23 protein-coding genes are annotated in these 21,700 nt (G+C 67.6%); 11 read left to right on the plus strand and 12 right to left on the minus strand.

What is annotated here, in order from left to right:
• Positions 1–248: 248 nt before the first annotated feature.
• A complete protein-coding gene (locus N5C88_RS08090; protein WP_059372584.1) occupies positions 249–1,103 on the plus strand; it encodes an AraC family transcriptional regulator in 855 nt (284 codons plus the stop codon).
• A 34-nt stretch (positions 1,104–1,137) separates the two neighbouring features.
• Here N5C88_RS08090 and nadB read toward each other — a convergent pair whose 3' ends face one another.
• From nadB to N5C88_RS08125, 7 genes are all read right to left on the minus strand, one after another.
• The gene (gene nadB / locus N5C88_RS08095) at positions 1,138–2,700 is read right to left on the minus strand and encodes an L-aspartate oxidase (protein ID WP_118934732.1); all 1,563 of its coding nucleotides are present in this window, start codon (positions 2,698–2,700) and stop codon (positions 1,138–1,140) included.
• 20 nt (positions 2,701–2,720) lie between these two features.
• Positions 2,721–3,824, minus strand: coding sequence for a quinolinate synthase NadA (gene nadA, locus N5C88_RS08100; RefSeq protein WP_280015122.1), 1,104 nt, complete (start codon positions 3,822–3,824; stop codon positions 2,721–2,723).
• A gap of 182 nt (positions 3,825–4,006) precedes the next feature.
• The gene (locus tag N5C88_RS08105) at positions 4,007–4,795 is read right to left on the minus strand and encodes a PhzF family phenazine biosynthesis protein (RefSeq protein WP_118934728.1); all 789 of its coding nucleotides are present in this window, start codon (positions 4,793–4,795) and stop codon (positions 4,007–4,009) included.
• A gap of 93 nt (positions 4,796–4,888) precedes the next feature.
• Positions 4,889–5,386 carry a transporter suffix domain-containing protein gene (locus tag N5C88_RS08110; RefSeq protein ID WP_059372576.1) on the minus strand — a complete coding sequence of 166 codons (498 nt, stop codon included), beginning with the start codon at positions 5,384–5,386 and terminating at the stop codon, positions 4,889–4,891.
• 14 nt (positions 5,387–5,400) lie between these two features.
• Positions 5,401–6,459, minus strand: coding sequence for a DUF2955 domain-containing protein (locus N5C88_RS08115; protein ID WP_280015109.1), 1,059 nt, complete (start codon positions 6,457–6,459; stop codon positions 5,401–5,403).
• Positions 6,449–7,558, minus strand: coding sequence for an HlyD family secretion protein (locus N5C88_RS08120; RefSeq protein ID WP_280015110.1), 1,110 nt, complete (start codon positions 7,556–7,558; stop codon positions 6,449–6,451). Before N5C88_RS08120 ends, N5C88_RS08115 begins: the two co-directional genes overlap by 11 nt.
• Positions 7,551–9,098, minus strand: a complete 1,548-nt coding sequence (locus tag N5C88_RS08125; RefSeq protein ID WP_280015111.1) for an efflux transporter outer membrane subunit — start codon at positions 9,096–9,098, stop codon at positions 7,551–7,553. Before N5C88_RS08125 ends, N5C88_RS08120 begins: the two co-directional genes overlap by 8 nt.
• A gap of 245 nt (positions 9,099–9,343) precedes the next feature.
• On the opposite strand from N5C88_RS08125, the gene ppk2 reads away from it, so the two are divergent.
• The 3 genes from ppk2 to N5C88_RS08140 all read left to right on the plus strand — a co-directional run bounded on the left by ppk2 (position 9,344) and on the right by N5C88_RS08140 (position 11,048).
• Positions 9,344–10,165 carry a polyphosphate kinase 2 gene (ppk2, locus tag N5C88_RS08130; protein WP_280015112.1) on the plus strand — a complete coding sequence of 274 codons (822 nt, stop codon included), beginning with the start codon at positions 9,344–9,346 and terminating at the stop codon, positions 10,163–10,165.
• 46 nt (positions 10,166–10,211) lie between these two features.
• Positions 10,212–10,466, plus strand: a complete 255-nt coding sequence (locus N5C88_RS08135) for a hypothetical protein (RefSeq protein ID WP_059372561.1) — start codon at positions 10,212–10,214, stop codon at positions 10,464–10,466.
• Between the two features lie 135 nt (positions 10,467–10,601).
• The gene (locus tag N5C88_RS08140) at positions 10,602–11,048 is read left to right on the plus strand and encodes an SRPBCC family protein (RefSeq protein WP_059372558.1); all 447 of its coding nucleotides are present in this window, start codon (positions 10,602–10,604) and stop codon (positions 11,046–11,048) included.
• Positions 11,049–11,070: 22 nt separating this feature from the next.
• Here N5C88_RS08140 and N5C88_RS08145 read toward each other — a convergent pair whose 3' ends face one another.
• Entirely contained in the window at positions 11,071–11,655 is a 585-nt protein-coding gene (locus N5C88_RS08145; protein WP_118932488.1) for a class I SAM-dependent methyltransferase, read from the minus strand.
• A gap of 126 nt (positions 11,656–11,781) precedes the next feature.
• Here N5C88_RS08145 and N5C88_RS08150 point away from each other — a divergent pair, with 126 nt between their 5' ends.
• Positions 11,782–12,243 (plus strand): DUF1801 domain-containing protein, encoded by a 462-nt coding sequence (locus N5C88_RS08150; RefSeq protein ID WP_059372553.1) that lies wholly within the window; start codon positions 11,782–11,784, stop codon positions 12,241–12,243.
• A gap of 39 nt (positions 12,244–12,282) precedes the next feature.
• Here N5C88_RS08150 and N5C88_RS08155 read toward each other — a convergent pair whose 3' ends face one another.
• Positions 12,283–13,239 (minus strand): LysR family transcriptional regulator, encoded by a 957-nt coding sequence (locus N5C88_RS08155; RefSeq protein ID WP_118932489.1) that lies wholly within the window; start codon positions 13,237–13,239, stop codon positions 12,283–12,285.
• A gap of 160 nt (positions 13,240–13,399) precedes the next feature.
• Between N5C88_RS08155 and N5C88_RS08160 the strand changes: the two genes are divergently transcribed.
• On the plus strand, positions 13,400–14,410 hold the full coding sequence (locus N5C88_RS08160; protein ID WP_280015113.1) for a tripartite tricarboxylate transporter substrate binding protein: 1,011 nt from the start codon (positions 13,400–13,402) through the stop codon (positions 14,408–14,410).
• Between the two features lie 28 nt (positions 14,411–14,438).
• On the plus strand, positions 14,439–16,154 hold the full coding sequence (locus tag N5C88_RS08165) for an amidohydrolase family protein (protein WP_059372546.1): 1,716 nt from the start codon (positions 14,439–14,441) through the stop codon (positions 16,152–16,154).
• Positions 16,155–16,188: 34 nt separating this feature from the next.
• Here the strand turns inward: N5C88_RS08165 and N5C88_RS08170 are convergent, their stop codons facing one another.
• Positions 16,189–17,109 carry a LysR family transcriptional regulator gene (locus N5C88_RS08170; RefSeq protein ID WP_280015114.1) on the minus strand — a complete coding sequence of 307 codons (921 nt, stop codon included), beginning with the start codon at positions 17,107–17,109 and terminating at the stop codon, positions 16,189–16,191.
• A 140-nt stretch (positions 17,110–17,249) separates the two neighbouring features.
• Here N5C88_RS08170 and N5C88_RS08175 point away from each other — a divergent pair, with 140 nt between their 5' ends.
• Positions 17,250–17,654: a RidA family protein gene (locus N5C88_RS08175; RefSeq protein WP_059372543.1), complete on the plus strand. Its 405-nt coding sequence runs from the start codon at positions 17,250–17,252 to the stop codon at positions 17,652–17,654.
• Between the two features lie 18 nt (positions 17,655–17,672).
• Here the strand turns inward: N5C88_RS08175 and N5C88_RS08180 are convergent, their stop codons facing one another.
• Positions 17,673–18,320: a helix-turn-helix domain-containing protein gene (locus tag N5C88_RS08180; RefSeq protein ID WP_280015115.1), complete on the minus strand. Its 648-nt coding sequence runs from the start codon at positions 18,318–18,320 to the stop codon at positions 17,673–17,675.
• 94 nt (positions 18,321–18,414) lie between these two features.
• Between N5C88_RS08180 and N5C88_RS08185 the strand changes: the two genes are divergently transcribed.
• Positions 18,415–19,383 (plus strand): tripartite tricarboxylate transporter substrate binding protein, encoded by a 969-nt coding sequence (locus N5C88_RS08185; protein WP_118932492.1) that lies wholly within the window; start codon positions 18,415–18,417, stop codon positions 19,381–19,383.
• 14 nt (positions 19,384–19,397) lie between these two features.
• Positions 19,398–20,273 carry a TauD/TfdA family dioxygenase gene (locus N5C88_RS08190; protein WP_280015116.1) on the plus strand — a complete coding sequence of 292 codons (876 nt, stop codon included), beginning with the start codon at positions 19,398–19,400 and terminating at the stop codon, positions 20,271–20,273.
• Positions 20,274–20,300: 27 nt separating this feature from the next.
• Here the strand turns inward: N5C88_RS08190 and N5C88_RS08195 are convergent, their stop codons facing one another.
• Entirely contained in the window at positions 20,301–20,780 is a 480-nt protein-coding gene (locus N5C88_RS08195; RefSeq protein WP_251881867.1) for a thioesterase family protein, read from the minus strand.
• A 361-nt stretch (positions 20,781–21,141) separates the two neighbouring features.
• On the opposite strand from N5C88_RS08195, the gene N5C88_RS08200 reads away from it, so the two are divergent.
• Entirely contained in the window at positions 21,142–21,696 is a 555-nt protein-coding gene (locus N5C88_RS08200; RefSeq protein ID WP_118932494.1) for a hypothetical protein, read from the plus strand.
• Positions 21,697–21,700 lie beyond the last annotated feature (4 nt).

A 21,700-nucleotide genomic window follows, 5' to 3' on the forward strand; every position in this document is an offset into this window, starting at 1 on the left:
CCCTTTATCTGAACAGTCGCTGTCTGCATCGGCATTGCGCCGACGATTTTTCAGGACTGTATCGGCGCAGGCGGCGGCGCGCTTATCGCCGGGTGCGCGGACTTATCGCAGAGTCAGATTTTGTGCCTAGTGAATACACCTAGCGTGGAGAAGCGCGCAAACGCCCATAAAATTCCCGGAGCGCCGCACCCGCCCGCACGCAAGCCCAGGCTTGCGCGGCGAGGCGATAAGAAAAACGGGAGACAGAGATGCAGGAGACCTACGCCTTGCACGAAGGCGCGTTCGGCCGCGCCGTCGTGCTGGAACTGCGCGACGACCTGATCGCGCACGCGCATGCGGAAGTGCAGCTGGCCCTGTGGCTGGGCGGCGCGCGCGTGCAGGGCCATGTCGGCCAGACTCCGGTCCCCTACAGCGAACATCTGGCGCTAGGCACCAATACGTACGAATCGCACGACGCCAGGCTGCTTGAACGGTCGGGCCCGGCCATTTTCCTGGTGCTCTACATCGCCAAGCCCTGGCTGGACGAACGGCGCGCCGCCACGGGCCGCCCCTTCCACTTCGCGGCGCCGGGCGTGCCCATCGACGCGGCGGTGCGCCAGGGCTGTTGGCGCTTGCTGCACAAGATCGTGGCGCCGCAGGACCACCCCGGCGCGGACCTGGATGCCGAGGTCGAGGCCCTGCTGCAAGCGGCGATCGAATCGTCCATCGAGCCGGATCGCCCGCGCAACCAGATGCCCGCGGCGCCGGCGCTGGACCGCCGGCTGCGCGCGGCGATCGCCTACATGCGCGAGCACGCCCATGAACCGATCACGGCGGAAGAGGTCGCCAGCCGCGTGGGACTGTCGCGCGGCCATTTCTTCGCGCTGTTCCGAGATCAGCTCAATACCACGCCGCAAGTCTTCTGGAGCGCCGTGCGCGTCGAAGAAGCCGTGCGCCTGCTGGTGCACCAGGAGCAGCCCCTGACCTCCGTGGCGCTGGACCTGGGCTTCTCCACGCCCGGCAATTTCTCCCGCTTCTTCCGCGAGCACATGGGCGTGTCGCCGTCGCGTTTCAGGCGCGCGGCGACGGGCGCCGCGCAGCATCTGCTGACCGGGGTTTCCTGAGCCGCCGGCCGGCCGGAAACTGCCCTGCCCGCGCCTACGCGGTTGCGGCAGGCGCGCGCGGCCGCAAATCCACGGCGTCCGAGCCAGGCCGGTCCCGGTTGAAATGCGCCCCCCTGCTCTCACCGCGCGCACTCGCCGCCCGCACGATGAGATCAGCCGCCAGGGCGAGGTTGCGCAGCTCCAGCAATTCCAGGCTCAAGCCCTCGCGCAGCAACCGCGCGTCCGTCTCTGCTCGCAACGGACCGATGAATGCGGCCGCGCGCGCCAGCGAGGCATCGCTGCGCAGCACGCCCACGTCCCGGCTCATCAACTGGCGCAGGTCGCGCCGCAGCCGCGCCAGATCGGGCGACGCCGGCACGGCGGTTGCGTCGGCAGCCGGAGTTCGATGGGGAACATCGGCCGGCACCTGGCCCAAGATGTCTTGCGCGGCAGCCCGTCCCGTCACCACGCACTCCAGCAGCGAATTGCTGGCCAGGCGGTTGGCGCCGTGCAGTCCGGTGCAGGCGGCTTCGCCCACCGCGTACAAACCGGACAGATTGCTGCGTCCGGCCTGGTCGGCAACGATGCCGCCGCAGGTGTAATGCGCGGAGGGCGCAACCGGGATGGGAGTCGTCGTGATGTCGATGCCCAGCGCCAGGCAGCGCGCCTGGATGGTAGGAAAATGTTCCTGCAGGAATCCCGGCGATTGGTGACTGATATCCAGGTACACGCACTCCAGTCCATGGCGTTCCATTTCGCCCTGGATCGCGCGGGCGACGATATCGCGCGGCGCCAACTCGGCGCGGGCATCGTAGGCCGGCATGAAGCGCGCGCCATCGGGCAGGCGCAGTATGCCGCCCTCGCCGCGCACCGCCTCGGAAATGAGGAATCCTCCCGCTTGCGCATGGTGCAGGCCGGTAGGATGGAATTGCGTGAACTCCATGTTGGCGATCCGGCAGCCCGCGCGCCAGGCCATGGCGATGCCGTCGCCGGTCGCGGCCGGCGGCGCGGTAGTCGTCTGGTATGCCTGCCCCGCGCCGCCCGTGGCCAGCACGACATGGCTGGCGGACGCATCGAAAATCCGTCCGCTGCGCAGGTCCAGCAGGCGCACGCCGCGGCAACGCGCCGCAGCCGTACCTGCGGCGCCGTCCAGGATCAGGTCCACGGCGCAATGCGCCTGCAGCAACGTGATGCCGGCTTGCCGCCGCACGCGGTCCTCCAGGGCCGCGACGATGGCGCTGCCGGTCGCGTCCGCCGCGTGCGCGATACGGCGCAGGCCGTGCCCGCCTTCACGCGTCAGATGCAATCCGCCGAGCTCCGGCGTGAACGCGACGCCCTGCTCCTGCAGCCAGGCTATCGCGCCGCAGGCCCGGGAAATGATGTTCCGCGTGGCCGGCAGATCGCACAGGCCGGCGCCCGCGACCAGGGTATCGTTGACGTGCGCCTCGATGCTGTCGTCGGCGCCCAGCGGCGCGGCAATGCCCCCCTGGGCGCGGTTGCTGGCGCTGTCGCGCAGTTCGCCCTTGGACACGAGGGCGACCCGTTTGCGCGGGGCCAGTTCCAGCGCCGCGGCCATGCCGGCCAGGCCGCTGCCGATGATGATGACGTCGAATTCCATGAGCGGACCTCCGCTAGTCCCTAGGCCGGCCCGACGCTGGCATACAGCGCCGTGTCGCGCGCGAAGTCGCCGCTGGCCTGCACGCGGCGCTTGCGCCGTTCCGCGAAGTCCAGCATGCGGTCGATCGGCGCCTTGGCACGCAGGCCCAGCGCGGGGTCCAGTGTGATTTCGTTGCGACCATGCTCCAGCGTCCCGGCCAGGTTGCCCAGGGCATTCATGGCCATCCAGGGGCAATGCGCGCAGCTCTTGCAACTGGCGCTGTTGCCCGCGGTGGGCGCGGCCAGGAAGGTCTTGCCGGGCGCTGCGGCGCGCATCTTGTGCAGGATGCCCTGGTCGGTCGCGACGATCAGCAGCTCCGCGTCGAACTTGCGCGCGGCATCGATCAGCTGCGTGGTCGAGCCCACCACGTCGGCCTGCGCCAGCACGGCGGCGGGCGATTCCGGATGCGCCAGCACCTTGGCTTGCGGGTGCTCGGCGCGAAGCAGTTCCAGTTCGGTGCCCTTGAACTCGTCATGTACCAGGCAGGACCCCTGCCACAGCAGCATGTCGGCGCCGGTCTGGCGTTGCACGTAGTCGCCCAGATGGCGGTCCGGCGCCCACAGGATTTTCTCGCCGCGCGCATGCAGGTCGGCGATTACGTCCAGCGCGATCGACGAGGTCACGACCCAGTCCGCGCGCGCCTTCACTTCAGCGCTGGTATTGGCGTAGACCACCACCGTCCGGTCCGGATGGGCATCGCACCAGGCGGCGAAATCGGCGGCCGGACAGCCCAGGTCCAGCGAGCAGGTGGCGTCGAGGTCCGGCATCAGGATGCGCTTGTCCGGGCTCAGGATCTTGGCGGTCTCGCCCATGAAGCGCACGCCGGCCACCACCAGCGTGCGGGCCTCATGGTCGCGGCCGAAGCGCGCCATCTCCAGCGAGTCGCCGACGCAGCCGCCGGTCTGTTCGGCCAGTTCCTGCAACTCCGCATCGACGTAATAGTGCGCGACCAGCACGGCGCGCTCCCGCGCCAGCAGTTCGCGTATGCGCGCCACGCAGGCGGCGCGTTCGCTGGCTGGCAAGGGTTCGGGCACGCGGGCCCAGGCCTGGCCGACGGCGCTGGGGCAGCTCGGTGTGGCAGGCAGATCGAATTCGACGTACCGGCGATTGGGGGTGTCGATGGAGGCGTCTCCTCGCGAGATTTTATGCTCATATTGAGCATTTATTGGGCAAAAAAAGAGCACGGTTTATGCTAGTGTTGAGCATAAACCGTGTCAACGTCTCTTTTGTTACGCCGCCGCGAGCCGGGGCTGCGCCCCGCCCGGCCTCAGATGAAGATCGTGCCGCGCAGGTACAACGCCGCCTGGCCGCTGATGATCACCCGGCCGTTATCCAGCACCTCGCATTGCAACTGCCCCTTGCGCGCCCCGCCCTGCTGCGCGCTCAGGCTGCGCTTGCCCAGGCGTTGGGCCCAGTACGGCGCCAACGAGGTGTGCGCCGAGCCGGTCACCGGATCCTCGTTCACGCCCACCCGCGGCCCGAACCAGCGTGTCACGAAATCGAATTGCGCCGACGGCGCCGTCACCGCCACCCCGCGCGTGTCGAAGCCCGCGAGCGCGGCGAAGTCCGGCTTCAGGGCATCGATGCGCGATTCATCGTCGATCACCACCAGATAGTCGTCCGTCTTGTAGAACGCCTGCGCGCCCGGCAGGCCCAGCGCCTGCAGCAGGCCCGGCGGGATCGGCTGCGCTTCGGGCCGCTTGGCCGGAAAATCCATCGCCAGCCTGTCGCCCGCGCGACGCACCTGCAGTTCGCCGCTGCGCGTGGCAAAGCGCAGCACGTCTTCCGTTGCGCCCAGCTGTTCGAACAGCACCCAGGCCGACGCCAGCGTGGCATGGCCGCACAGGTCCACCTCCACCGCGGGCGTGAACCAGCGCAGCTCGTGGACATCGCCCTTGCGCACGAAGTAAGCGGTTTCGGACAGGTTGTTTTCTTCTGCGATGCGTTGCAGCGTTTCGTCCGGCAGCCAGGCCTGCAGCGGCACGACCGCCGCGGGGTTGCCGCCGAAGGGCGCGGCAGTGAAGGCGTCTACCTGATAGATGTCGAGTTGCGGCATGGCGGGTCCTGGTTGATGGCTGAGGTTGCGCGTCGGAACGCGAGCCGGCATTTTCCTACGAAAACGCCGGCTTCGATCGTGGCGGCCTGCCCGCTAGACCGTGCGCACGAACAGCGCTCTCAGCTTGTTCCAGAAATCCCCGCCCAGCACGAAGAAGCTGGCAATCAGCATAAGGTCTCCGGCCAGCTGGGCCTGCCACAGATTGGGCCGCAGGCCCGGCCACATTTCGTCTATGTAGGGTTCCAGCGCCGAGGTCAGGATGGGCAGCAGGAACATGACCAGGCCGATGGCATGGCGCACGGGGCCAACCTTCTGCACGGGAGCGAGTTTCTTGGCCTGGCCGAACACGATGGACTTCAGCCGCTGGAAGCCCTCCTTGCCCATGACTGCGATGCAGCTCAGCAGCAAGACCTTGTTGGCGATGAAGATGGTGCCGGTCAACGCGGCGATGCGCGGACCCGGCACGTCCATATAGCCCGCCACCGGAAGGAGGAACCACAGGGCGAAGGCGATGATGAACAATCCGATCCCGCATTTGAAGCGCCACCCCGCCGAGTGCGAGGGTGGGGCCGGTTCGTCTGGCAATGACATGGCTGCCTCCTGATTCAAGCGTCTGAGGGGACCGCGGTTGAAGGATTCCGACGGGGTTCCCGGCTGTCCGGCGCCCGGGGTTCGAGCAGGCGCAGCATCAGGCAGGCATAGAGCGTGACGCCGATGAACAAGCCCATGCGCACCGCGAACGCGGTGTAGACGTCCTTGCCGGCGGCGCTGTCCTGCACTGACTGGCCCAGCAGGATGACGAGCGTCACCAGCGTGTTCAACCAGAAGCTGGGCGGATGGCGGGTCGGAACCAGCCGGTAGAGCTTGCGCGCGGCCATGAGGCCGAACAGCAGCATCCAGAGAAAGAACATCCACAGGTTCACGAACAGGCTCAAGGCGCACCAGAAGGCGACCGCTAGCGCGCCGCCCAGCAGGGTCGAGCCCAGCAGTTCGCGGGCCGCGCCCTGCGCGGCGGTGACGCAGCTCTGGCGCCCCAGGCTGACCGATTTCAGGATGATGGGCATGTAGCCCAGCGGGTCGGTCAGCGCCAGCAGGAACGCCGGCATCACCACGAGCGCGGCCCGCAGGGCCAGCCGGCTGGCCGCGTCCGGCGGCAGGACCGGCGCCGCGGGCGGCGCGGGCGCGGCCGCTGGCTCGGGGAACAGCAGATGGCAGCCGCCCAGCGCCAGGACCGCGACCAGCAGCCCTTTGCCCAGCGCTTCGATCACCAGGGCGGCCAGCGCGAAGTCGACGGTGCCGGCGGCGGAAATCATGGTCAACCCGATGATGAGAAAGGTCGACAGCAGGCCATTGCCGCCGCGCAGGCCGTGACGGAAGGCGAAGTAAAGGCACAGTGCGATGAGCAGCACCCCGCTCAGAGGGTAGTAGCGCAGCAAGGGACTCAGCAGCAGGCCGATCGCGGTGGCAAGCAGCGCCATCAGCAGCAGGCCCAGCCCGCTCTTGAACGACAGGGGCCGGTTCATCGATGCCAACAGCATGACGCCCAGCACCGGCGCGACCATGGGGATGGGCAGGGCCAGGCCGTAGCTGATGGCCGTGCAGTAGGCGGTGCCCGCGCCCACGCGCAGGGCGCGTCGCCCGCGGGGATCGGGATCAGTATGCATAGGAAAGCCAGCTCATCAGCCGCATGTATGCGCGGCCCAGCAGGTTGAGCGGATTGCCGGAACTGGGAAACGCCATGACCTCGGCCTGGCCGCCCACGCGCACGCCGCTCAACGCCGGCAAGTCGCCGGGATCGAATTCCACAATGACTGGAAAGCGCTGCGCGGGCCGCAGCCAGTCGCGGCTGTTCTGCACCGTGGGCAGGCTGCCGGGCGGCGTGCCGGGCCCCACGTTGACGCCATACCCGACGCTGCGCACGCGGCCCTTGAAGATCTGCCCGGGCAGCGCGTCCAGGATGATGGCCACCGGCGTGCCGGGCTCCATGTGGCCCAGGTTGTTCTCGGTCATTTCAGCGCTGATCCAGACGTCGTGGATCGCGATCAGCGTCATGACGGGATTGCCGGCGGCTGCGAATTGCCCGGCGTCGGTGCGCAGGTCGGTGATCAAGCCTGCGGAACGCGCCCGCACCTGCGTATTGGCCAGGTCCAGCTCGGCTTTCTCCACGGCGGCGGCGGCGCTGCGCAGCTTGGCGTTGTCTTCCTCGCTGCCGCCTTCCTGTTCGCGCGCGCGCTGCACCTCGGCGCGCGCGGCCGCGACCTGGCTGATGGCCTGCGTCAGATTCGCCCGCGCGATTTCCAGCCGCCGCAGCGATACGGTACCCTGATCCTGGCGGTACAACCCTTCGAGCCGGGTGCTGTCCTGGCGGGCTTTCAGCTCGTTGGCCTGCGCCGCGCGCAAAGAAGCCTGCGCCGAATCGATACCCGCGGTGCCGGCGCCGATCTGCCTGCGCGTGGATTCCAGGTCCGCGCGGGCGCGGTCGACGGCAATGCGGTAATGCTCCGGGTCGACGTCGAACAGCGCCGCGCCAACTTCGACGTCCTGGTTGTTGCGCACATACACCCGGGTCACGCGCCCCGAAACCTCGGAGGCCACCGGCACGACAAAGGCCTGCACCCGCGCCTGCTGCGTGTACGGCGTATAGCGGTCGGCCAGCAGATACCAGGCCAGGCTCAGCACGATGAACAGGACCGTCCAAAGGACGCCCTTTTTTGCGGGATCCGGCGCGGGGGGCGCGGCGGGCGGGGACGGCGAGTCACTCATCGGATCGCACCTTTTGAGCGGACACGGCGGCGGCGGAGGCAGGCGCCGGTTCGGATAGCAGATCGCCCCAATCGGTGCGCTGCCGCATCTGTTCGCGGGTCTCCGGGTCGAGCACCGGCTCCGCGCTATACCAGCCGCCGCCCAGGGCCTTGTAGAGGGCGATGAGGTCGCTCACGGCGCCGCCCCGGTTCACGACGTACGCATCCTGCTGGACGGCCAGCGCCTGCTGCGCGTCCAGTACCCGCTGGAAATCGGTATAGCCTTCGCGGTAGAGCGCGTTGGCCAGCGTGAGCGAACGCCCCGCGGCCTGCGCCGACTGCTGCAGGATGCCGTCGCGTTCCAGCGCCTTGATCAGGCCGCTGGCCGCGTCGTCGGCTTCGCGCGCCGCCTGTCGGACGTCGTCCTGGTAGGCCACGATCAGCTGCTGCAGCCGGGCGTCCTGCACCCGCACATTGTTTTGCAGGCGGCCGTGGTCGAACACGTTCCAGCTGAGGACGGGGCCGGCCAGCAGCGCGGCGCCGCCCGCCGTGCCCGCCAACGAGGTGGCGGACCAGGCGATGCTGCCCAGCAAGGTCAGCGAGGGATAGAGGTCCGCCGCGGCCACGCCCACCTGCGCCGACTGCGCGGCGATGCGCAATTCGGCTGCGCGGACGTCGGGACGGCGCAGCAGCAGATTGGCGGGCACGTCCTGCAGCACGGCGCGGTCGACCAGCGGCACCTCCGCCGTCTTGTCGTCCAGTTCCGGCATGGGACCGGGCGGCCGGCCCGCCAGGACCGCCAGGGCGTTGCGGGTCCGCATGATCTGGCTTTCGAATTCGGGAATGGTGCCCAGCGTGCTCAGGTACTGCGTGCGGGCCTGCTGCAGGTCCAGTTCGTCGGTCTCGCCGCTGCGGAACAGCTTTTGCGTGATTTCGTAGCTGCGCTTCTGGATGGCGGCATTGTCGCGGGCGATCCGCAGCCGCGCCTCGGCGGTGCGCAGCGCGTAGTAGCTCTCGGCCACCTGCGCGTGCAGCAGCACCAGCACGTCGTCGCGATTGGCCTGGGCCTCGAAGTACAGGGCGTCGGCCGACTCGATGGCGCGGCTGAACCGGCCCCAGAAGTCCAGCTCCCAGCCTATGTCGAAGCCGGCGCTGTATTGCCAGAAGCTGCTGGGGCGCGGGTTGCCTTCGGCCGAACGCGAGGACCGGTGCTGGTAAAGGGCGTTGGCCCCGACCACCTGGGATTGCGGGTAGCGCCCGCTCTGGGCGATGCCCAGCTGCGCGCGCGCTTCCATGATGCGCAGACCCGCGATGCGCAGGCCCGCGTTATTGGCGTCGGCCTGGGCGATCAGGGCCTCCAGGATGGGATCGCCGAAGATCTTCCACCACTGCCGGGCGTCCGGCTGCAATTGCTGGCGGCTGGCCTGCTGCAGCGCGGGTGTGCTCCAGTCCGCGGCCCAGCTGGTGCGCTGGGGCTCGAAGTCCGGCCCCACACGCATGCAGCCGCCCAGGCAGAGCATGCCGATCAGCAACAGCCGATTCGAACAGGTCAGCGGCGACATCGGGTATCGGGTCCGTGTAGAGCCTAACCGCCAAGGTCCACGACGCAGCTCCAGCCTTGCCGAAGCGCGGCGTGCGAATTGATTCTATTGACCTTTTCCGCTTACCGCCAGCGGATCGTTTTGACGCAGGCACTAGATAAAAAGTACTGCTGCGGCGAGCTTGTGTACAAGCGCCAACGGTCGGCGCTACAGTGAAAAATTCGAACCCTCCCACCCTTACCGCGCAGCATATTCTGGAGTCCGTCATGAACGCTCAGAAGAAAGCAGCAACAGAGGACAAACCGCTGGCGCAAGCCAAGCTCTCGGGCAAGAAATACGCCGAGGAACTGGCCCGGCTGCACGTGGAACTGGTCAGGCTCCAGGAATGGGTCAGCCAGACGGGCGCCAAGGTCTGCATCCTTTTCGAAGGACGCGACGGCGCCGGCAAGGGCGGGACGATCAAGGCAATCACCGAGCGCGTCAGCCCGCGCGTGTTCCGGGTGATCGCCCTGCCCGCCCCCTCGGACCGCGAGAAAAGCCAGATGTACGTGCAGCGCTACCTGCCCCACCTGCCGGCGGCGGGCGAGATCGTGATCTTCGATCGCAGCTGGTACAACCGGGCCGGCGTCGAGCGGGTGATGGGATTCTGCTCCAAGGACGACGTCAAGATCTTCCTGAAAGGCGTGCCGCTGGTTGAACGGGCCATCATCGGCTCGGGCATCATCCTGCTGAAGTACTGGCTGGAAGTCAGCGAGGAAGAACAGACCCGCAGGCTGCAAGCCCGCATCACGGACGAGCGCAAGGTCTGGAAGCTGACCAAGATGGACCTGGATTCCTACAGCCGCTGGTACGACTACTCGCGCGCCCGCGACGACATGTTCGCGGCCACGGACACCAGCGTATCGCCCTGGTTCGTGGCGCAGTCGGACGACAAGAAAAAGGCGCGCCTGAACATCATCAGCCACCTGCTCTCCCAGATTCCGTACAAGCGCATGCCGCGGGCCAAGGTCAAGCTGCCCAAGCGGCAGAAGGCGGGCGGCTACCGCGATCCGGGGCATCCGTTGCGCATGGTCCCCGCCAAATTCTGAGCGGCGCTCGCCTCCGACGCCCGCGGAGTCCCCAAGGAGAACGATCATGGCTGCCCTGCTGATCAACCAAGTGGAAGAAAGCACCTCGGACGAGGACATCCGGAGTTTTCTCATGAAGTACGGCTTTCCGTCCTTCGACCGCATCCAGCGCGTGCCGAGCGAGGGGGAGCGCCCAGCCGTCCTGGTGACGTTTGACGGCACGGGTCCCGAGGAACTGCGTGCGCTCGCGCCCCGCATCCATCAGGTGTTCTGGAAAAACCACACCATCGCGGTGCTGGTGATGCGCGAGCCCATCGAATAAGGGGCCGCATTGCACCCGTCCAAATCGTGACCAGATGCGCTTTTTAAGGGTTTGTCCCAGGATTCCGGCTGTCGATTTCCGGTCAACTCGTACGTCGTGTCAGTACGCACAACTTTCCTGAAAGGCGGACTCACCATGACTACCGGAACCGTAACCCTCCACCGCGTAATGCGCGCGCCGGCCGAACGCATCTATCGGGCCTTCCTGGAGCCCGACGCGATCGCGCGCTGGCTTCCCCCTTACGGCTACACCTGCCAGGTCCATCAACTGGACGCCAGGGTCGGCGGCATGCACAAAATGTCGTTCCGCAATTTCGGCACGGGCCATAGCCACGACTTCGGCGGCGAATACCTGGAATTGGCGCCGGGCCAGAAGATCCGTTATTCAGACCAGTTCGACGATCCGAACCTGCCCGGCCGCATGCAGACCACCGTTACGCTGCGGCAGGTCGCCTGCGGCACGGAGGTGAGCATCGTGCAGGAAGGCATACCGGCGGCGATACCGCCGGAGATGTGCTATCTGGGCTGGCAGGAGTCGCTGGCGCAACTGATGCGGCTGGTGGAACCGGAGATTCCCGAGTGAGGGGCGGGCCTGCCGCCCGCCTTCACTTCTTTCTGGCGATGAACTGCACCACGCATGCCGGTCCCGTGTGGAATATGCCCTCGATGACGTCGCGTTCGATTTCCCGCGCAAGCAGCACCTGGCAATCCGGAAACTCCTGCTCCAGATCCGCGCGCGCCATCAGCATGTCCGCATCCGGGGGGCCACCAGTGCCACGGCCGAACTGCGCCTTCCGGTATGCCTCCAGCAAGATGATGCCGCCTGGCCGCAAGGACCGTTCTGCCAGGCGGTGCAGTCTCTTGCGCACATGGCTGGGCGTGTGGGCGAAGATCGACACGACGGCGCCAAAAGAGTCCGGCGGCGGCTCGTACTCGGCCAAGTCTGCCTTTTCGGTGCGGATCGATACGCCCTGCGCCCCCGCCAGCCTGCGCGCCTTGGCCAGTCCGACCGCGGAGCCGTCCACGCCAAGCACGTCCAGACCCAACGAGGCCAAGAAGACGGCATTGCGTCCCTCTCCTTCGGCCAGGCTTAGCACCGGCCCGCAAAGCAGGCCGGCGTTTTCCGCCAGGAAGGCGTTCGGCTCGGTTCCATACACGTATTCTTCAACGGCGTAGCGTTCATCCCACATCTGCTTGAACTCCCAGGTTGCTGGTCAGTGGCCGCGGCAAGAAAACACTTCCAGTCCGCCGCGTGCCGGAATGCAGATAGTCTTTCACTTCAAGTCGACTTGAGGTCAAGCAAAAGGAGCCCGTGCATGGCAGAAAAGTCCCCCGCAAAATCGGTGAAAACCAGCAGGCAGGCAGATTCAGATTCGCAACCCGTCCTGCTGTCCGGCGGCAATCCCCAGATCGCCAAAGGCGCGGGCGACGCGCCGGTGCAGGCCTACATCGCGGCCATGCCAGGCTGGAAAAGCGATCTCGGACGCCGCCTGGACGCGTTGATTGAGCGCGCCGCGCCCGGCGTGCAGAAGGCGGTCAAGTGGAACTCGCCGCTGTATGGCCTGGACGGCCAGGCCTGGTTCCTGAGCATCCATTGCTTTACCAAGTACGTGAAGGTAGCGTTCTTTCGCGGCGCGCAGCTGCGGCCCGTGCCGCCGGGGCCATCCAAGAGCCAGGACACGCGTTATCTCGACATCCGCGAGGACGACGAGCTGGACGAAGCGCAGTTCATGGACTGGGTGCAGCAGGCCAGCGCGCTGCCCGGCGAACGGATGTAGGCGCGGATCCAGGCATTCAGCCGCCCTCGGGCCGGGATGCTAGCGCCGTGCCCGGCGCTTCTTCCCGGCGGCGGCCTGCGGCCCGGCCGCGCCGGACAGCAGGTCCTGCACCAGCTCGATGACCCGCTCGGCGGTCGGGGACAGCGTGCGGCGCGCGCGGTGGATGACGCTGTAGGTCAGCGGGCCGGCGGCGGGATAGGAGAGCGGCAAGGGCTCCAGCACGCCCTGCGCCAGCTCGGCCGCGATGGCCTCGCGCGTGCAGAACAGCACTACGTCGCTACCCAGCGCCACCTCGCGCAGCGTGGCGACGCTGTCGCATTCGAAGGCGATGGGCAGGTCTTCCGGGCGCGCCACCTGGTACAGCCGGGCCAGGTACTCGCGCGCCCGCAGCGGCAGGTCGGTGGCGGCCAGCCGGTACTGCGCCAGCGCGGCGCGCAGTCGCGGCTTGCCCAGGCCCTGCAGCGGATGGCCGGCGCGCGTGAACAGGCCGCCGTGCTGCGGCGGCAAGGGCCGCACCGAAAAGTCATCGGGCGGCGGCAGGCTGTGCGTCACGGCCACCGCGAAATCCAGCTTGTCCTGCTGCAGCTTGTCCAGCAGGCGCTGCCAGCTTTCGATCTCGACGTGCACGCTCAAGCCCGGATGTTCGCGCGCGATGCGCACCAGCAGCGGCGACAGGAATCCGGCCGCCGGAAACGCCCCCACGCCCAGATTCACGCGGCCCGTGTCGTGGCCGCGGATCAATTCGGCTTCGCGCCGCAGGTCGCGGGTTTCTGCCAGGATGCGCTGCGCGCGCTCCAGCACCATGCGCCCGGCCTGCGTGGGCGTGACGCCCGTGGACGCCCGGTCCACCAGCACCAGGCCCAGCGAGTCCTCCAGCGACTGGATGCTGCGGGTCAACGCGGACTGCGTCAGATGCAGCCGCTGCGCCGCGCGAGAGTAGTGCTTTTCCTCGACGAGCACGGCGTAGTGCTGGAGCGACCGTATTGTGAGGCTCATGTATTTTTCTCATCAATATTGCGCCAAATATGCATTTGATTGAGCGCAAAGGCAAGACTACAAAAGACTTGCCGCGACGGAAAATTGCAGCGCCGGCGCCCTGTGGTGAACCTCATTCCAGAGCAATGCCTGACATTGCCTACCCCCAGGAGGAGACAATATGAACCGCAAGTCGTTCTTGAAGCTGTTGGGTAGCGGCGGGGCTGCCATGCTGGGCGCCCTGGCCTGTCTTTCGGCGGCGGCCGCGCCGGTGACGCAGGCCCCGCCCTGGCCGGGCGGCGGCAAGCCCATCCGCCTGGTGGTGCCGTTTCCGGCCGGGTCCGGGTCGGACGCGCTGGCGCGCATGCTGGCGATGAAGGTCACGCAACGCACCGGGGCGCCAGTCATCGTCGACAACAAGCCCGGCGCCGGCACCATGATAGGCGCGCAGGAAGTGGCCCGCGCCAGCCCCGACGGCTACACCCTGCTCTACACCATCGTCGTCACGCACACGCAGAATCCGCATCTGTACAAGAAGCTGCCCTACGACCCGGTGAAGGATTTCACCCCGGTCATCCAGGTGGTGCGCTCGGCCACCGTGCTGGTCGCCAACAAGGACGCGCCCTTTTCGACCACGGCGCAGATGATCGACTACGCCCGGGCCAATCCTGGCAAGCTGAACTTCGCTTCCTACAGCCCCGGGTCCACCTCGCATCTGAACGGCGAGATACTCAAGCAGCAGACCGGCATCGACATCGTGCACGTGCCCTACAAGGGCACCGCCGACGCCAGCCGCGCGCTGTTGGCGGGCGACGTCCAGGTCTATTTCGACGGCACGGCCACCGCCGTGGAGAACGCGCGCGCCGGCAAGGTCAAGCTGCTGGGCCCGGCCACCGACCGCCGCCTGAGCGTGCTGCCGGACCTGCCTACCCTGAAGGAGCAAGGCATACCCGGGCTGGACATCGTCGGCTGGCAGGGCATTTTCGGCCCCGGCGACATGCCGCCGGCGCTGGCGGAGCGCGTGGCCCAGGTATTCCGCGAGGCGCTGGAAACACCCGAAGTGACGCAGAGCATCGTGTCGCAGGGCAATGAGGTCAGCGGCGCGGGACCGAAGGAATTCTCGCAGATCGTCCAGCGGGACAGCGAACGCTGGGGCGCGGTGATCAAGCGCATCGGCCTGGTCCTCCAATAAACCCGGCGCGTATCGAAAGGAGAGCGCAATGCATGATCTGGTCATCCGCGGCGGCACGATCGTCGATGGGTCGGGCCGGCCCCGCTACCAGGCGGACCTGGCGATCGAAGATGGACGCGTGGTCCAGGCCGAAGGCCGGGCCGGCGCCGCCCGCCGCGAGATCCGCGCAGACGGCTGCCTGGTCGCCCCGGGCTGGGTGGACATCCACACCCACTACGACGGCCAGGCCACCTGGGACCCGTACCTCAGCCCTTCCACCTGGCACGGCGTCACCACGGCCATCATGGGCAACTGCGGCGTGGGCTTCGCTCCCGTCAAGCCCGAACGGCGCGAATGGCTGATCAAGGTCATGGAGGGCGTCGAGGACATCCCCGGCTCGGTGCTGTCCGAAGGCATCCAGTGGGACTGGGAGACCTTTCCCGAATACCTGGATGCGCTGGACCGCCGCCCCAAGGCCCTGGACGTGGGCGCGCAGATCCCGCACAGCGCGGTGCGCGCCTATGTGATGGGCGAACGCGCCATCCACCACGACGAGGCCTCGCCCGCCGACCTGATCGCCATGCGCGAAGTGGTGCGCGCAGCGCTGGAGGCCGGCGCGGTGGGCTTTTCCACCTCGCGCACCTTCCTGCACAAGTACGACGAGCGCAAGTATCCGCCCGGCACCTTCGCCACCGGCGAGGAGATCACCGCCCTGGGCTCGGTCATGGGCGAGGTCGGACATGGCGTGTTCCAGATGACCGCCAACCATCCCGCCATGGAAGGCGAAATGCCCTGGCTGGAGCAGCTGGCGCGCCACAACCGCCTGCCCGTGCTGTTCAACCTGCAGCAGACCGACGCCGCGCCGGATGTGTGGAAGCAGATCGCCAGCAGCCTGGACCGGGCGCACCGCGAAGGCGTGCCGCTGCTGGCAGGCATCAGCGGACGTCCGCTGGGCATCCTGTTTTCGTGGCAAAGCACGCTGCATCCGTTCATCGCGCATCCCAGCTACCAGGCGCTGCATGCCCTGCCGCTGGCGGAAAAGCTGGCCCGCCTGCGCGACCCCGCCACGCGCAGCCGCATCATGAATGAACAGCGCGGCCTGCTGGACCGACGCGCCGAAACGCTATTCAGCAGCTTCCACAAGATCTACCGGCTGGGCAGCGATCCCGACTACGAGCCGCTACCCGAGGAAAGCGTGGCCGCCATGGCGCAGCGCAGCGGCCGCGCGCCGTTGGAGATCGTCTACGACCTGATGCTGGAGAACGAAGGCCAGGCCATCCTGTACTACCCGTCGTTCAACTATTCGTACGAGAACCTGGACCATCTGCACCAGCTGATGCAGCAGCCCTACACGGTCAACAGCCTGTCCGACGGCGGCGCGCATTGCGGCTACATCTGCGACGTGAGCATGCCCACCTTCATGCTCAGCCACTGGGCCCGCGACCGCCGCCGCGGCCCGCTGCTGGACCTGGAGCACGTGGTCAAGCGCCAGACGCGCGACACCGCCAGCGTGTACGGGCTGCTGGACCGGGGCCTGCTCCAGCCTGGCTACAAGGCCGACGTCAACATCATCGATCCCGATGCGGTACGCGTGCATTGCCCGGAGATGGTGTTCGACCTGCCCGGCGGGGGCCGCCGCCTGATCCAGCGCGCCGACGGCTACGTGGCCACGCTGGTCAATGGCCTGCCGATCTTCGAAGGCGGCGCGGCCACCGGCGAACTGCCGGGCAAGCTGCTGCGCGGCGCACGCAGCCAGCAGGTTTGAACAAGGCAAGGCCGGTCCGTGTCGCGCGCGAGGCTCAGGCGCGCGGCGGCTCGGGCGTGTACTGCCCCAACAGCCCGGCGACCCAATCGATGAACACGCGCAGCTTGGCGCTCACGTGCCGGTTGGGCGGAAACGCCACGTACATCGGCATGGAATCCAGGCGCCAGTCCTGGAACAGCGGCACCAGCTCGCCGCTGTCGACGTGGGCGCGTGACATGTAGTCGGGCAGCCAGAGCACGCCCAGCCCGGCCAGACCGGCCGCCAGATAGGCGTTGCCGTCGTCGACCGCCAGCACATGGCGGCCATGCACCTTGATGCTCTCGCCGTCGCGGCGCATGGCGTAGGGCAGCGCCCTGCCGTTGCGCGCCCATAGAAAGCCCACGATGCGGTGGTGCGTGTCCTCCAGCTCGCGCGGATGCGCGGGCGTGCCGGCGCGCTCCAGGTACTCCGGCGCCGCGTACACGCCCAGCCGCAGATCGCCCACGCGGCGCGCCATCAGCGACTGGTCGGCGAGTTCGCCGCCGCGCACCACGCAGTCGACGTTCTCGCCGATCAGATCGACGATCCGGTCGCTCACGCCCATGTCCAGCTGGATGTCCGGGTACTGCGCGTGGAACGCCGGCAATGCCGGCACCAGCACCAGGCGCGCCAGCGGGCTGGGCACGTCAACGCGCAAACGCCCCCGCGGCGCCGCCGAGGCCCCGGACAGGCTGGTCTCGGCATCGTCCATATCGGCCAGCAGCCGCAGCACGCGTTCATAGTAGGCCGCGCCGTCGGCCGTCACGTTGACCTTGCGCGTGGTTCGGTTCAACAGCTTGACGCGCAAGCGCGCCTCCAATTGCTGCACCAGGTGCGTCACGCTGGTCTTGCTCATGTGCAGGGTCTCGGCCGCCTTGGTGAAGCTGCCGGTTTCCACCACGCGGGCAAAGGCCTGCATCGCGTCGAAACGGTCCATCTCTGCTCCCGCTCTTCCAGATTATTTGGATTCTACAAACAGTGATGGCTGGACTTGCCCGTTTATCGCGGCGGCGCGGCCGCCTACAGTCCCTGCATCGTTAACGCCGGGCCGCAAGCGGCCCACAGATGGAGATAAGCATGACCCAACGCGACGTCGTTTTTCCGCCCGGCCGCCAGGCCCTGTATGAACGCAACCGCTATTCCCCCGCGATCCGCTCCAACGGCTTTCTGTTCGTTTCGGGACAGGTCGGCAGCCGCGACGACGGCACGCCGGAGCCGGACCTGCAGGCGCAAGTCCGGCTTGCGTTCCGCAACTTGCAGGCCGTGCTGGCGGCGGCCGGCTGCAGCTTCGACGACGTGGTCGACGTGACGGTGTTCATGGTCGATCCGGCGGCCAAGTTCGAGAAAATCTGGCAGGTGGTGCCGGAGTACTGGGGCGAGGCGCCGCATCCGACGCTGACCGCGGTGGGCGTGACCTGGCTATACGGCTTCGACTTCGAGATCAAGGTGATCGCGAAACTGCCGCAGGCTGCCGAAAACTGAACCCCCGCCCCGCCACGCTCACACCACGCCGACCCGGATCACGCCGGCGATGGTCTGCGCCGCCTGCTGCAAGGCGGGCACCATGTCGGCTTCCAGCCGGTTCCCTTCCACTTCCGAGGCGGCCACCGAAATCCCCACCGACAACAGGCGCGAGCCGGCCTGCGGCACGGGCACGGCCACCGACACCTGGTTGCTGTCCGGATAGTCGAACCGGGTCCACTCCCCCGGCGCCAGGCGCAAGCCGCCGGCCAGCGCGCTGGCCGGCGGCAGCACGCTGCCCACGCGCAGGTTCATCACCACCAGGCGGCGGCGTTCGGCCGGCGCCATGGCGCGGCCGATGATGATCACGCCTTCGGGGTTGGCCTCGCCCAGGTTGGACGTGCCGGAATAGGCGTCGGCCAGGTTCTGCAGGATCTCCTGCACGGCGTCCGTCACGCCCAGGCTTTCCATGGCGGCAAAACCCAGTTCGAACACCAGCGGCGTAAGGCGCCAGCGGCTGTCTTCGCGCGCCGCGTAGCCCTCTTCTTCCAGCGTCTGCAGAAACCGCAGCACGGTCGCGTGCGGCAGGTCCACGGCGCGCGCCAGTTCGGCCAGCGTGGGCCGGCCGTTGCCGCGGAAGGCCCGCATGATGGATAGACACCGTTGAATCGATCTATTATTCTTCAATCGTTCACCTACTAAACGTATTGATCACTAGGTGAACAATACACATAAACGACGCTCCCGGCAAGACCGGCGAGCCCGGGAAGGAGACATAGCTATGAAACGCATCGCACTCGCCTTGGCGGCGGGTCTCGTGTTCTGTACGGGATCCGCCGCGGCGCAAGCAACCTGGCCGGCGCAGCCAGTCAAATGGATCGTGCCCTACCCGCCGGGCGGATCGACCGACATGCTGGCCCGCTTGGTCAGCCACAAGCTCGGCGAACGGTTGGGCCAGCCCGTCATCGTCGAGAACAAGGCCGGGGCCGGCGGCAACATCGGCACCGATTTCGCGGTCAAGCAGCCGGCCGACGGCTACACCATCGTGATGGGCAATATCGGCCCCATCTCCATCAACCCCGCCCTCTATCCGGACCTGCCCTACAAGCCGCAGCGCGACCTGGCGCCCGTCACGATGCTGATGAGCGTGCCCAACCTGCTGGTGGTCAATCCCGCGCTGCCGGTGCGCTCGGTGCAGGAACTGATCGCCTACGCGAAGAAGTCGAAAGCGCCGCTGGACTACGCCACCCCCGGCGCCGGCACCTCGCTGCACCTGGCGGGCGAACTGTTCGCCTCGTCCGCAGGCGTGCGCCTGACCCACGTGCCTTACCGCGGCAGCGCGCCGGGCTTGAACGACACCGTGGCGGGCCACGTGCCGATGATGTTCGACAACATGCCGTCGGCGCTGCAACTGGTGAAGGCCGGCAAGCTGCGCGCGCTGGCGATCACCAGCACGGCGCGCTCGCCGCAGCTGCCCGACGTGCCGACGATGGCGGAGGCCGGCCTGCCGGGCTACGAGATCGCCGGATGGTTCGGCGTGCTGGCGCCGGCGGCCACGCCCAAGCCCATCATCGAGCGCCTGAACAAGGAACTGCTGGCCGTGCTGGCCATGCCCGACGTGCGCGAACAGATCGGCGCCATGGGCGGCATCATTTCGGCCGAAGGGCCAGCGGACTTCAGTCGCTACATCGCGGCGGAAACCGACAAGTGGGGCGCGCTGGTGAGCAAGGCGCAGATCAAGCTTCAATAGGCAAGGAGACAAGCATGACCACGTATCGCCATCTGGAAACCCAACCGATAGCCGGCGCGCTGGGCGCCGAAATCCGCGGCATCGACCTGTCACGGCCGCTGTCGGACGACCAGTTCGACGAGGTGCGCAACGCGCTGCACGAGCATCTGGTGGTGTTCTTCCGCGACCAGCAGCTGACGCCGCAGCAGCATATCGATTTCAGCTCGCGCTTCGGCGAGCTGCTGGAAGTGCCCTTCGTGCGGGCGCTGGAAGGACACCCCACCATTCTGCCCGTCATGAAGGGCCGCGCCGAAACCACCCGGCGCCTGTTCGGCGGACTGTGGCACACGGACATGAGCTACGCCGAAGAACCGCCGCTGGGCTCGGCGCTGTACGGCCGCGTCATTCCGCCCTACGGCGGCGACACCATGTGGGCGAACATGTACCGCGCCTATGACGCGCTGTCGGACCGGCTGAAGCAGATCCTGGACGGGCTGGGCGCGGTGCACAGCGCGGTGCGCTCCTATGGCGCGGGCGGCGCGGTGGTGAACAACGGCGATCCCGCCCACAAGATGGACGTGCGCACCGACGACCGCGCCACGAGCGAGGTGATCCACCCCGTGGTGCGCGTACACCCGGCCACGGGCAGGAAGGCGCTGTACGTGAACAGCACGTACACCTTGCGCTTTGACGGCATGACCCAGGAAGAAAGCGAGCCCCTGCTGCAATTCCTGTACCGCCACGCGGCGCGGCCGGAGTTCACCTGCCGCTTCCGCTGGGCGCCGGGCTCGCTGGCGCTGTGGGACAACCGCTGCACCCAGCACCTGGCCATGAACGACTACGACGGCTTCGACCGCGAGATGCACCGCACCACGATCTCGGGCGACCGGCCGATCGCGGTCGGGCGCTAAGCGGTCGGGCCGGTCAGGCGCGATGACTCAACGCGGCGGCTTCAGCGGCAAGAGCCGCCGGTAGCCGGCCGGCAGCGGCTGGGCGGCGTGCGCCGCGACCGTGCGCGCCAGCCGCTGCGCCAGCTCCGGCGGAAACGGCTTGGCGCGCCGCGTTTCCAGGTCCACGTGCAGCGACAGCTGCTCCATCGTGGCCGCGACGTAGCCGTCGCGGGTCTGCATCAGCTCCATCAGGCACAGCAGGCGCTTGTCGTCCGCTTCCAGCAGGCGGATGCGCAGCGCCAGCGGATCGCCCGCCAGCACTTCACGCAAATAGGCCACGTGCACGTTCATCGTGTAGATGCCGCAGCGCGTGGCCTCGGTGTAATCCAGCCCCACCCCCACCTCGCGCAACAACTGGAAGCCGACGCGGTCGAAGATGCCCACGTAATGGGCGGCGTTCATGTGGCCGTACTCGTCGATCCAGGCTGGATCCACGCTCAGGGTCGTGGACGGAAGGACTGATGTCATGGTTTCCTCGGGGGCAGGGTTGGGCGAAGCCCTTGACCATAGCCGACGCCCGCTGATGGAGCAACGCCTGCGACTACGCGGCGGGAAGTCCGCCAAAGGCGGTACGCCCTGCGGACCGCAAGCCGTGCCGGCCATCGCCCATCGAACTCATCCTTTGCGCCAGCCGGCGCCGGCCAGACGGCCGATGCGTCGCCGCGCCGCCGGAACAATCGTCCATATGCGCACGGCCACCTTGCCGATGGTCGAACTGCGCCATATCCCGCACCCTGGCGGACAGGCGTAAATGGACAAGTTCGCGTCTTGATTCTCAAGGCGACGCTGACAACGCGCAGGGGCGCGCGCTCGAGGTCGGGGAACCAAGATGAATATCCTGCTGGCGTTCGCGCCGTTCATCGTGTTTGTCATCATTGAAAGAACCGTCGGCGTGCTGGAAGGGCTTGCCGCCGGCACTTTCGTATCCGCCGGGCTGGTGCTGCGCGACTGGCTCAGCCCCGAGCGGCGCATCAAGATCCTGGAAACCGGCACGCTGCTGCTGTTCATGGGGATGACCCTGTATGCCCCGATGGCGGACGGGGATTCCTGGACCATCGCCCAGGCGCGCCTGCGGGTCGATGCCGGCATGCTGCTCCTGGTGTTGCTGACCCTGGCGCTGCGCCGGCCGTTCGCACTGGAATACGCACGCGAAAAGGAACCGGAATACGTCTGGAAGAACCGCCGCTACGCGCGCATGAACTATGCCGTGACCACAGCCTGGGCGCTGGCGTTTGCGAGCATGGTGGCGGCCGACGCGTTGCTGCTGTACAAGCCGCAGTTGCCGCAGGCGGTCGCCATCGCAGTGACGGTGGCGGCGCTGGCCGGCGCGATGAAATTCACCGCTTGGTATCCGGACAGAGTGTCGGCTACAACACTCAGGTAGCCCA

This window comes from Achromobacter sp. GD03932 (assembly GCF_029839485.1).
GTDB lineage: Bacteria > Pseudomonadota > Gammaproteobacteria > Burkholderiales > Burkholderiaceae_B > Achromobacter > Achromobacter bronchisepticus_A.

Bases quoted from the DNA above. Each gene is read 5' to 3' on its own strand.
- N5C88_RS08120 (WP_280015110.1), bottom strand. From the start codon at position 7,558: ATGAGTGACTCGCCGTCCCCGCCCGCCGCGCCCCCCGCGCCGGATCCC.
- N5C88_RS08140 (WP_059372558.1), top strand. From the start codon at position 10,602: ATGACTACCGGAACCGTAACCCTCCACCGCGTAATGCGCGCGCCGGCC.
- N5C88_RS08185 (WP_118932492.1), top strand. From the start codon at position 18,415: ATGAAACGCATCGCACTCGCCTTGGCGGCGGGTCTCGTGTTCTGTACG.
- N5C88_RS08135 (WP_059372561.1), top strand. From the start codon at position 10,212: ATGGCTGCCCTGCTGATCAACCAAGTGGAAGAAAGCACCTCGGACGAG.
- N5C88_RS08165 (WP_059372546.1), top strand. From the start codon at position 14,439: ATGCATGATCTGGTCATCCGCGGCGGCACGATCGTCGATGGGTCGGGC.
- N5C88_RS08200 (WP_118932494.1), top strand. From the start codon at position 21,142: ATGAATATCCTGCTGGCGTTCGCGCCGTTCATCGTGTTTGTCATCATT.
- N5C88_RS08175 (WP_059372543.1), top strand. From the start codon at position 17,250: ATGACCCAACGCGACGTCGTTTTTCCGCCCGGCCGCCAGGCCCTGTAT.
- N5C88_RS08110 (WP_059372576.1), bottom strand. From the start codon at position 5,386: ATGTCATTGCCAGACGAACCGGCCCCACCCTCGCACTCGGCGGGGTGG.
- N5C88_RS08145 (WP_118932488.1), bottom strand. From the start codon at position 11,655: ATGTGGGATGAACGCTACGCCGTTGAAGAATACGTGTATGGAACCGAG.
- N5C88_RS08150 (WP_059372553.1), top strand. From the start codon at position 11,782: ATGGCAGAAAAGTCCCCCGCAAAATCGGTGAAAACCAGCAGGCAGGCA.
- N5C88_RS08170 (WP_280015114.1), bottom strand. From the start codon at position 17,109: ATGGACCGTTTCGACGCGATGCAGGCCTTTGCCCGCGTGGTGGAAACC.
- N5C88_RS08115 (WP_280015109.1), bottom strand. From the start codon at position 6,459: ATGCATACTGATCCCGATCCCCGCGGGCGACGCGCCCTGCGCGTGGGC.
- ppk2 (WP_280015112.1), top strand. From the start codon at position 9,344: ATGAACGCTCAGAAGAAAGCAGCAACAGAGGACAAACCGCTGGCGCAA.
- N5C88_RS08155 (WP_118932489.1), bottom strand. From the start codon at position 13,239: ATGAGCCTCACAATACGGTCGCTCCAGCACTACGCCGTGCTCGTCGAG.
- N5C88_RS08125 (WP_280015111.1), bottom strand. From the start codon at position 9,098: ATGTCGCCGCTGACCTGTTCGAATCGGCTGTTGCTGATCGGCATGCTC.
- N5C88_RS08105 (WP_118934728.1), bottom strand. From the start codon at position 4,795: ATGCCGCAACTCGACATCTATCAGGTAGACGCCTTCACTGCCGCGCCC.
- nadB (WP_118934732.1), bottom strand. From the start codon at position 2,700: ATGGAATTCGACGTCATCATCATCGGCAGCGGCCTGGCCGGCATGGCC.
- N5C88_RS08195 (WP_251881867.1), bottom strand. From the start codon at position 20,780: ATGACATCAGTCCTTCCGTCCACGACCCTGAGCGTGGATCCAGCCTGG.
- N5C88_RS08090 (WP_059372584.1), top strand. From the start codon at position 249: ATGCAGGAGACCTACGCCTTGCACGAAGGCGCGTTCGGCCGCGCCGTC.
- N5C88_RS08190 (WP_280015116.1), top strand. From the start codon at position 19,398: ATGACCACGTATCGCCATCTGGAAACCCAACCGATAGCCGGCGCGCTG.
- N5C88_RS08160 (WP_280015113.1), top strand. From the start codon at position 13,400: ATGAACCGCAAGTCGTTCTTGAAGCTGTTGGGTAGCGGCGGGGCTGCC.